This is a genomic window from Marinospirillum sp., assembly GCF_014859565.1.
In genome coordinates, this window is the sequence record NZ_JACUUA010000197.1 from 1 (window position 1) to 5,873 (window position 5,873).

Annotated in this window: 9 protein-coding genes; 1 reads left to right on the forward strand and 8 read right to left on the reverse strand. The window is 53.5% G+C overall.

Translation table 11 applies throughout. The features are described from left to right. From cas1 to csx16, 8 genes are all read right to left on the reverse strand, one after another. Positions 1-642 (reverse strand): CRISPR-associated endonuclease Cas1 (cas1, locus tag IBX50_RS16225; RefSeq protein WP_292257339.1); only part of this gene is annotated, 642 nt, incomplete at its 3' end. Between the two features lie 23 nt (positions 643-665). Further along, on the reverse strand, positions 666-947 hold the full coding sequence (cas2, locus tag IBX50_RS16230) for a CRISPR-associated endonuclease Cas2 (protein ID WP_292257340.1): 282 nt from the start codon (positions 945-947) through the stop codon (positions 666-668). Then, positions 940-2,043, reverse strand: coding sequence for a PP2C family serine/threonine-protein phosphatase (locus IBX50_RS16235; RefSeq protein ID WP_292257341.1), 1,104 nt, complete (start codon positions 2,041-2,043; stop codon positions 940-942). The genes cas2 and IBX50_RS16235 overlap by 8 nt, the downstream gene beginning before the upstream one ends. Before the next feature lie 20 nt (positions 2,044-2,063). Further along, the gene (locus IBX50_RS16240) at positions 2,064-3,059 is read right to left on the reverse strand and encodes a kinase (RefSeq protein WP_292257342.1); all 996 of its coding nucleotides are present in this window, start codon (positions 3,057-3,059) and stop codon (positions 2,064-2,066) included. A gap of 94 nt (positions 3,060-3,153) precedes the next feature. Continuing rightward, complete coding sequence (locus IBX50_RS16245; protein ID WP_292257343.1) at positions 3,154-3,912, reverse strand: VWA domain-containing protein; 759 nt, start codon at positions 3,910-3,912, stop codon at positions 3,154-3,156. 44 nt (positions 3,913-3,956) lie between these two features. Then, positions 3,957-4,688, reverse strand: a complete 732-nt coding sequence (locus IBX50_RS16250; RefSeq protein WP_292257344.1) for a lecithin retinol acyltransferase family protein — start codon at positions 4,686-4,688, stop codon at positions 3,957-3,959. Between the two features lie 127 nt (positions 4,689-4,815). Next, entirely contained in the window at positions 4,816-5,085 is a 270-nt protein-coding gene (locus tag IBX50_RS16255; protein ID WP_292257345.1) for a hypothetical protein, read from the reverse strand. A gap of 94 nt (positions 5,086-5,179) precedes the next feature. Further along, positions 5,180-5,473: a CRISPR-associated protein Csx16 gene (gene csx16 / locus IBX50_RS16260; protein WP_292257346.1), complete on the reverse strand. Its 294-nt coding sequence runs from the start codon at positions 5,471-5,473 to the stop codon at positions 5,180-5,182. Between the two features lie 170 nt (positions 5,474-5,643). Between csx16 and IBX50_RS16265 the strand changes: the two genes are divergently transcribed. Continuing rightward, the coding region (locus tag IBX50_RS16265) for a CRISPR-associated ring nuclease (protein WP_292257347.1) at positions 5,644-5,873 on the forward strand (230 nt) is incomplete at its 3' end.

Here is a 5,873-nt window from a genome sequence, read left to right on the forward strand (position 1 = left end):
TTGCAAGGCATGACTGGCCTCACGTATTAGCAGAGAGTAACTGAGTGAGAGTAGCGAATTCACAGGGTCTTTGGGTGGGCGTTTATTGCGACCAGTAAACGCCCAGCTATCAGCAAAAAAGCTTCTATACCCTTCAAAATAATGACGGGCAGCGCTCCCCTCTATACCCAGGAGTTCTTCGCTTCCTGCTGAATGAAGGCCGGACTGCAAAGCACTAATAGCTTTTCGCTTTTGCTGCACTAACCCCCGGTGTTTGGGCTGCAGCTGCACCAGTTGTTCAAGGTGGCTTGCCTGACTTTTGAGCTTGGCTTCCATAAGCTCGCGTGAAGCCTGTATCCCGGCCTGGGTATCATGGATCAATGCGTACTGTTTGGCCCGGCGCTGGTAGGCCTTATGAGTAAAGTTGATGCACTCGGTCATCATGGATTGGTTGCGAGGGTTAAGCACTGCAACACTGATGTCATGCTGGGCCAACTGATGCAGCAAGTGAATGGGTATATCGATGTTGGCGATTAGAGTCACCTGCTCCAACAGACGCAAAGGGATACTGGAGGGTTTGCGATCTGGACGATGGATTTTCAGGGCAAGGCCTTCAAGCTCAAGACGCGTGTCTTTGTGGTCAATGATCAAATGCTGGGTCATCGTGAACCTCTTTATTATTGATTTCAGGAAACCAGCACCAGATCCTCATCCAGAGGGGGCTGCGCCTGCCCCAAGTAGATGGGTTCTCGCTGGCTATCGAGGCGAATGCAAAACAGGCTTTCGCTTTGCGGGGTTTGCTGCTGTAGAGCTTGCACTAGAGCCCCCTTCTCTACCCCGGTGAGATAGCACTCAAATGCAGAAAGCTGCTGACCGCTGGCCTGATGACGCAGGTGTTTTCTGGCCTGGCGCTGTAGGCGTGGTATGCCCAGGTCATAGGCCAAAAAATAAAGCCCCCTCTTACTCATGGGTATCCACCAGCCCGCTTGCGGCAAGCGCTATGCTGGCATCATCCCCTGTAGTGCCGCGTGTGAAGGCGTCCGAGTAAAACAGGCGAGTCAGGGTGCGGCGCTTGAGCTTGCCCTGACGCAAATCATTCAGCCAGCCACTGACTTGTGAGGACACTTGAGAGCCGTCATTGGCCACCAGGCGGTCGGCGGCACCATCACTCATGGCGGCAAACCCAGTAAGGTTGTCAGTGGGATGAACACCGACCTGAACATCGCTGGGTTGCAAGTGATCATCAATAAAGGTGGTTTGATTGGCAAATTCACCTTTGCCAACTTCACCGAGGGTCCGCAATTCAGGATGAAGTTGGCCCTGTTCTTTACGCAGCTGCTCGACCACCAGCGCACCATCCCCAATCTTGACCCACAACAAATGTGCTTTGCCCTGGATTGCGAACAACAGCGTGCAGCGAAAATCTTTCTGGGGGCGGCGATGCTGGGTTGCCAGGTCATCCAGGATGCCCTTGGCATGTTTAACAAACAGCAAACCCTGGGCACGTGCCGTCTCTTCTGTGATGGCCTGGGGATCATCCAGCAAACTGCTCAGTTGCTTTTCCAGCGTATTGGCTAAGCGACCCAGGCCGGTGACAACCGCTTGAGAACCAATCTCCGAGACTGCCGAGCTGCCCGCACCATCGGCAACCATGACCCAGGGTCGCGGGCTGGCTGCGGCAATAGCAGCATCCTGACAGGGCAAGGGTGGCCTGGCGTCCCGGTGGGATAACCCTGCCACTGCCTCATATAGGGCTTCCCACTTTTGATTGGGCAGAAAAAACTCTGGGACCGGTTCTTCTTCTACAGCCGTCTGGTCTGACTGATCCAGCACTTCAGGGTTTTCTTTGGCGGTGTTTGTTGTGTTTTTTTCTTGGTTATCTTCTGTGGGAGCATCGCTATCTGAAACCTCCTCAGGCATTTTATGAACCTCAGCTTTTGGTTCTTGGGCCAAGGCTTCAGGTGCAGTTGGTTGTTGCATGGGCATGGACGTTTCCTCTGGAGCGGCTTCAGGGTGTTTTGGTTTTTTATTGCGCTTGAGTGTGAGTCTGGGCAATCTGGGCATGGTGTGCTCCTGAGCAGTTTTTAACTGTGAGTTGCGGACTGGCTGTTGCCACGATAAGTGTTTGATTTGGGGGCAGAAGGCCGGATGGCTGTTTCATGCCAGCCCTTGTCCATTTCCTTGCGGTATCGCCGCAAAGCCTCCAGCCACTCCACTGGGGTTGCGCGTTTGCTGGGGTCATCGGCACCCTCGGTAAAGGTCTGAATGAACAGGCTTTTCAGGCGGTGCGGCATGTGGCTCCAGATGTTGTACCAGTCGCCCTTGGGAATTCCCTTGTTGCCAATCCCATAAGCAAAATTGCCCCGCTTCAGGTTGGTCACCGGATCTTCACCACCCACTATGTCATAGGGATGGCGGCCCAGTACCAAGCATTTGAAGAAGATAATGGCCAGAGAAAAGGCTTCGCTTTCAGGTGTGCGCACCAAGGAGGAAAACGACTTTCCCTGGTGCTCCTTGGGGGTCAGATCGGCGCTGCCCACAGGATTGGGGTAATGCTGGCCATTAACCTGAATCTGATAGCTGTCGCAGTCAATCAAGGTCACCTCATCACTTCCTGGATCACAAAGGATGTTATGGAGGTTGTAATCCCCGACCATCACGCCTTGACTGTGCAAAACCCGCAGGTGCTGAACCAGCTGAATCAGATAGTCCACCAAGCCACGCCGATCTAAGCCTGGAAAGTGCTTTTTGTAAAGCAGTGCATGAGCTAGATAAAACATGGGCTTGCCCTGTGCACGATACATGGCATAGCCGATCCAGCGCTGGTTGGCGTCATAAGCACTGATCAAGGGCCAACTCACACCTTTCTGCTGTCGGAGTTGACTTACTGCACGCATGGCTTCCACCTTTTTTTCCAGCTCAGCGCCGCGCTTTTGCAACTGCTCGGGATGATACAGCTTCACCAGCACGTCCTTGCGGTTAGCCAGGGGGTAAACCTCCCCCTCGCCTCCTTTGGCAAGCAGCTCACCCAGGTGTTGTTCCTGGTGGTTCACATCAAAAACATGGCGTTGGCTGGTCATGGGCACCTCGACTGAGTGGGTCAAAAAATTAGAGAAAATTCACTGCTTGTAAAGTGGCCGTCCCTGGCCTGCCTGTTGTCCTAACTCTTTGCGCCTAGATGCTGGCCCAACCATCCATGGGCGGCAGATCCACACTGGCGGTGGTCGAAGCAGAGTTGGAGACCCGGCTCATGCTGGCCGAAAGCCACTCAAAAAACTCACCGAACTTCAGCCCGTCCAGTTTGATGGCTGGTCGATGAGAAAACTCACCCAGGGTCTGTAGCTCTGCCCCTTCTACGCCGACCACCAAAGACACCAGCTTGCGGTTGGAAGAAAGCTGCTTGGCCTTGGCCGCTGCTGACTGCCAGCTGTCGTTGGGGGCACCGTCGCTGATCACCACCAGCCAGGGCTGAAAATAGGCGACCCCGGCACTGCGGTACTGAGCTTTGCGCTCTTCCAGCTTCTTGAGTGCCAGATCGACAGCACCCCCTAGTGGAGTCATACCCCCGGCACTGAAAGAGTTGCAGTGGTCGATGTCCATTGCCGCTGTAAAAGGCAGCTGCTCGTCAATGCGGCCACCTGCGGTGATGACCCCCACTTCCACTGAGCAGGACGCGACTTCGTCGTCGTTCAGTGCTTGCAGAAAGTGCTGAAACCCGGCATTCAACTGCTGAATCGGTGCTCCGCCCATAGAGGCCGAGGTATCCAGCACCACCATGCAGGGGCAGCGGGGTGAAGGGTTTTCGATCAGGTCGTTGCTGGTTGCGAGTTCGTAGCGGCTCATGGTGTCACCTCTCTGTGTGGATGCTGAAGACTGGCTGGTTGCCGTAACTGACTGGCTAAGGGTTTGTGCCAGTTGGCTGAAAAAGCTCATGGGCGTTTCTCCGTTTCGGTTGTTCGGTTTTCTTAATGCGGTGTTTAGTCTTCAAACAGTGACCAAAGGCCGTAGGCAACGGCACCTGCTGCGACACCGACAGCCAGCCCTACGGGACCGCCCAGGCTGCCACCCGCTGCTGCACTCTTGCCTGCGAATGCGGCGAATCCAGCGGTTGATGCCATTGAGGAAACCCCTGCTGAAGTCAAGGCACTGGCCCCAGTTCCAGCCAGAGCGCTGGTCCCTGCATGCAGTGCCGTTTTGGATGCGGCCTGGCCAACAAAGGAAGCCGTCGCTCGTTTACCACCTTCATTGAGAAGGCTCTTGCTGGCCTGGGTGATCAGAGCTTCCGCTGTTTTCTTGCTGGCATAGGTGCGAGCGATATTTACACCCGCAAAAGTGCCTGCTGTTGTAGCTCCTGCAGCTGCACGATTGACCTGACCACTGCGTTTCTTCCCGGTAATGCACCAGGTTGCAAAGTGCTCGCAGTTGTTGAAAATCAGGTTGTAATCCTTTTTGCCCAGCTGACTATAAGCACGACGGACAACCTCTTCGTCGGAGTAGCGAGCATTGGTATGCAACACAGCCGTGGGCTTTTTGCAGTTACCCCTGAAAGCAACCAGTGTGGTTTTTTCAATCTGGCCAGTCGCCTTGGAGGCAAGTCCATTTGCTGACCCTGAAAAATGAATAACCTGATCCTTCCCAACATAGATACCGTGGTGGGTATAACCGAAACGGGTCACTTTGATATGGGTGCCTGGGGTCAAATTGCTCATGGTGTCTTACCTCGCGGTTGCTTCAGGTTATTAAGTGTTTAAGTATCAAGCATTGCGTTAAAAATGATGAACAAACAAACTTGTGAGCTCTTTTCTCTGCCTTGGCCGTCCCTGGCTTGGCGCTGAATTAACGACCATCCAGAACCTTCTGGAAAAACTCCATCACCTTGCTTTCAGCTCCCCAGGCGTGACGAACATCCTGCTCATCCAGAATACGGCAGTGGCCAGTGACCGAGTTGCGTTGTACCCTCCAGCCATCGCATTGCGCCAGGTTGTTCCACCAGAGCTCTCCACCCATGGTGGGAGTCTTGATGTTGGGCAGCAGGCCAATCCGCTCAATCAAATCAGGCGAAGAAACCAAAATACCGAGGGCGACCTTGAGTGCTTGGTTGTTCATGCTTGTGTTCCTCTGTTGCTTGGCGATGGCGGGAATAATCCCAAATTCAGTTGGTTTTCGTCTTCAGATATAAATTTATGGGTCCGTACTTGTACTAATCCCAGGGTAGTAATAGAAAGCGCTGCAACTGAACATTGCACTCTTGCATTTGCGCATAACTCAACTCTTGCCCACGCAAGCTGTGTGGCACATCCATAGATAGGTGCCAGTATTCAGCACGACGTGAACAAACCTCGGCAGCCAGGTGGATTGGCAAGGTGCCAATCACCCGGTCCCCAGCGGTTACCTGCTCTGGAATTAGGTGGGGTACTTGCTCATCGACAAGGAAATCTTGAGCAGCAAGCCACTCTAATGCGCCGGGATGGCGACTAACGAACCAGGTTTTCATGGCGAGGCCTCCGAGGCTTGTTGCGAAAGTTGAGGTGTGTAGATTAGTGAAAAAAACAGCCTACGGTTCGCTCACAAGTTTGTCGGCTTTTTCTCACAAACTTGGCAACCTGCCCGAAAGGCTTTTTTTATGGTCTACTCTCGCTATCAACTTATTCCAAGGAGCGTCCTATGCACCCCGATCAAACTCTTCTGCTCGCAATTACGGGCATGTCCCCTGCTGTCGTTACTGAAACCCTGTATGCAATGGATCGCAAGGGGCAGCAATGGCCAAGTGCTATCAAGATCATCACCACCTCAGTGGGCAAGAAAAAAGCCTGCGAAGGCTTATTGGAGGAAGGGTATTTGAATGCGCTTTGTGCCGAACTAGTTAGTGCCCATCCAGAAACACGTATTTTCAT